Genomic DNA, 3,739 nt, shown 5'->3' with positions numbered 1-3,739 from the left:
GCTACCTGTGCAACACCCCCTCAAAAATGTACGGAAAACTCTATCGCTATTCACTATTATGCGGAAACCTGTTTTTGATGGTTATCCGCCTATGTTGGTTGGCTACATGCGCGTGTCGTCGGACTCCGACCGCCAGAGCACGGACTTGCAGCGCGACGCGCTGCTCGCCGCCGGCGTCGATCCGCGTCACCTGTTTGAGGATCGTGCCTCTGGCGCGAAGGATGACCGTGCCGGCTTGGCGCGGGCGCTTGAGTTCGTTCGAGCCGGCGATGTGCTGGTGGTGTGGAAACTCGACCGGCTCGGTCGCTCGCTGTCGCACCTGCTCGCCATTGTGACTTCGCTCAAGGACAAGCGGGTGGCGTTCCGCTCGCTGACAGAGAACCTGGACACTACGACGCCCTCGGGCGAATTCCTGTTCCAGGTGTTCGGTGCGCTCGCGCAGTACGAGCGCGCCTTGATTCAGGAGCGCGTCGTCGCGGGCTTGGCCGCCGCACGCAAACGCGGCCGGATCGGCGGCCGGCCGCAGGCGATCACTGGTGAGAAGCTGGACGCCATCGTCGCCGCGCTCGATGGCGGCATGTCTAAGGCGGCGGTGTGCCGCAACTTCAATGTCAAGCGCACTACGTTGATCGAAACATTGACGCGAGCAGGTTGGCGTGGTGCGGGAAGGACGGTCGATGAGCAACAAGAATAAGCTACTCACCGTCTTTTCTGACGCAGAGCAGGAAGCCTTGTACGGCCTACCGGACTTCGACGATGCTCAGCGGCTGGAATACCTGGCGTTGACCGAATCTGAACTGGCGTTCGCCAGCAGCCGGCCTAGCCTGCAGGCCCAAGTCTATTGCGTCTTGCAGATCGGCTACTTCAAGGCCAAGCATGCTTTCTTCCGCTTCGATTGGCATGAGGTCGAGGACGATTGCGCCTTCGTGCTGAGTCGCTATTTCCACGGCGAAGCGTTCGAACGCAAGGCGATCACCAAGCATGAGCACTACAGCCAGAGGGGTCAGATCGCCGAACTGTTCGGCTACCGGTCGTGGGCGGCTAGCTTCCTGCCGCAACTGGCACAGCAGGCTGAACAGATCGTGCGGCGCGACGTAATGCCAGGATTCGTGGCCGCCGAACTGATCGTTTGGCTCAGCGAGCACAAAATCATCCGGCCCGGCCACACCACCTTACAAGAGCTGGTCAGTGAAGCCCTGTCCACCGAACGCAGGCGCTTGGGCGGCTTGCTGGCAGAAGTGTTGGACGAATCGGCCAAAGCTGCGCTGGGCCAGCTCCTGGTGCGTGACGACACCCTGTCTCAACTGGCAGCGCTCAAGCAGGACGCTAAAGATTTCGGCTGGCGTCAGATGGCAGGGGAGCGCGAGAAGCGCGCCACGCTGAAGTCCTTGCACGGGATCGCCAAGGCGCTGCTGCCCAAGCTCGGCATCTCGCAGCAGAACCTGCTGTACTACGCGAGCCTGGCGAACTTCTATACCGTCCATGACCTGCGCCACCTGAAGGCGGAGCAGACCCGGCTCTACCTGCTGTGCTATGCCTGGGTACGTTACCGGCAGCTCACCGACAACCTGGTCGACGCGATGGCCTTCCACATGAAAAAACTTGAGGACGAGAGCCGCACGGGTGCGAAACAGTCCTTTGTCGCCGAACAGCTGCGACGCCATCAGGAAACGCCGCAGGTTGGCCGCCTGCTGTCGCTGTACGTGGACGACAGCGTGGCCGATCCGACGCCGTTCGGCGAGGTGCGCCAACGCGCCTACAAAATCATGTCCAGGGAATTGCTGCAAAACACGGCGCAGCGCATGAGCGTCAAGCCACTGAACAAACTGGCGCTGCACTGGCAGGCGGTGGACGGCCTGGCCGAACGCATTCGACGCCATCTACGGCCGCTGTACGTCGCGCTCGACTTCGCCGGCACGGCCCCCGATAACCCATGGCTCGCGGCGCTGACTTGGGCCAAGAGCGTGTTCGCCAAGCAGCAGCGCCTATCACAACGGCCACTCGACGAATGTCCGGCGGCAACGCTGCCGAAACGCTTGCGTCCGTACCTGCTGATGTTCGATGCCGAAGGCACGCCGACAGGCCTGCATGCCGATCGTTACGAATTCTGGCTTTACCGTCAGGTCAGGAAACGCTTCCAGGCGGGCGAGCTCTACATTGACGATAGCTTGCAGCACCGGCATTTGTCCGACGAGTTGGTTTCGATGGACGAGAAAGCCGCAGTGCTCGCGCAGATGGACATCCCCTTCCTGCGGCAGCCGGTCAGTGCCCAGCTCGATGCACTGGCGACCGAGTTGCGTGCGCAATGGGTGGCGTTCAATCGCGAGCTGAAACAGGGCAAGCTGACGCACCTGGAATACGACAAGGACACGCAGAGACTGACCTGGCGCAAGCCCAAGGGGGAGAACCAGAAGGCGCGCGAGCAAGCTCTCTACGAGCAACTGCCATACTGCGATGTCGCCGACGTGTTTCGCTTCGTCAACGGCCAGTGCCAGTTCCTGTCGGCGCTGACACCATTGCAGCCACGCTATGCGAAGAAGGTAGCCGACGCCGACAGTCTGATGGCGGTGATCATTGCCCAAGCCATGAACCACGGCAACCAGGTTATGGCACGTACCAGCGACATCCCGTACCACGTCCTGGAGAGTACCTACCAGCAGTACCTGCGCCAGGCGACGCTACATGTGGCCAACGATTGCATCAGCAACGCCATCGCCGCACTGCCGATCTTCCCGCATTACTCGTTCGACCTCGATTCGTTGTACGGTGCCGTTGATGGGCAGAAATTCGGCGTCGAGCGACCAACTGTGAAGGCGCGCTACTCGCGCAAATATTTCGGCCGCGGCAAGGGCGTCGTCGCCTACACGCTGCTGTGCAATCACGTGCCGTTGAACGGCTACCTGATAGGCGCACACGAGTACGAGGCTCACCACGTGTTCGACATCTGGTACCGCAACACGTCGGACATCGTGCCGAGCGCGATCACCGGCGACATGCACAGCATCAACAAGGCCAACTTCGCCATCCTGCACTGGTTCGGACTTCGTTTCGAGCCGCGCTTCACCGACCTCGACGACCAGTTGCAGGAGCTGTATTGCGCCGATGATCTGGCATTGTACGAGAAATGCCTGATCCGGCCGGCTGGCCAGATCGACCGGCAACTCATCGTCGGTGAGAAGGCGAACATCGACCGAATCGTCGCCACACTGGGCCTGAAGGAAATGACGCAGGGCACGCTGATCCGCAAGCTGTGCACCTATACGGCGCCGAACCCGACGCGGCGCGCAATCTTCGAGTTCGACAAGCTCATCCGCAGTATCTACACACTGCGCTACCTGCGCGACCCGCAACTGGAGCGTAATGTTCACCGCTCGCAGAACCGCATTGAGTCCTATCACCAGCTACGCTCGACCATCGCCCAAGTCGGTGGGAAGAAGGAATTGACCGGCCGCACCGACATCGAAATCGAGATCAGCAACCAGTGCGCCAGGCTGATCGGCAACGCGATCATCTTCTACAACTCGGCGATCCTGTCCCTGCTGCTGACGAAGTACGAGGCAGCTGGCAATGCCAAGGCGCTGGCGTTGATCACGCAGATGTCGCCAGCGGCCTGGCGGCACATCCTGCTGAACGGGCATTACACCTTCCAGACTGACGGCAAGTTCATCGACCTGGATGCGCTCGTGGCGGGACTGGAGCTGGGCTGACGGAAATTTCTGGGATTCCGGCGTACAACCCC

General features: G+C 61.0%; 2 protein-coding genes. Both read left to right on the top strand.

Annotated elements, in window-relative coordinates:
* Positions 1-91: 91 nt before the first annotated feature.
* Positions 92-694, top strand: a complete 603-nt coding sequence (locus JMV15_RS27730) for a recombinase family protein (protein ID WP_010465829.1) — start codon at positions 92-94, stop codon at positions 692-694.
* Positions 678-3,707, top strand: coding sequence for a Tn3 family transposase (locus tag JMV15_RS27725; RefSeq protein ID WP_032432545.1), 3,030 nt, complete (start codon positions 678-680; stop codon positions 3,705-3,707). The genes JMV15_RS27730 and JMV15_RS27725 overlap by 17 nt, the downstream gene beginning before the upstream one ends.
* The last annotated feature ends 32 nt before the right edge of the window (positions 3,708-3,739 follow it).

The sequence above is a fragment of the Pseudomonas paracarnis genome (assembly GCF_904063055.1).
Taxonomy (GTDB): domain Bacteria; phylum Pseudomonadota; class Gammaproteobacteria; order Pseudomonadales; family Pseudomonadaceae; genus Aquipseudomonas; species Aquipseudomonas paracarnis.
The sequence above is the reverse complement of the archived record's forward strand: the minus strand, read 5'-3'. Positions and strand labels throughout refer to the sequence as shown.

Bases quoted from the DNA above. Each gene is read 5' to 3' on its own strand.
- JMV15_RS27730 (WP_010465829.1), top strand. From the start codon at position 92: ATGTTGGTTGGCTACATGCGCGTGTCGTCGGACTCCGACCGCCAGAGC.
- JMV15_RS27725 (WP_032432545.1), top strand. From the start codon at position 678: ATGAGCAACAAGAATAAGCTACTCACCGTCTTTTCTGACGCAGAGCAG.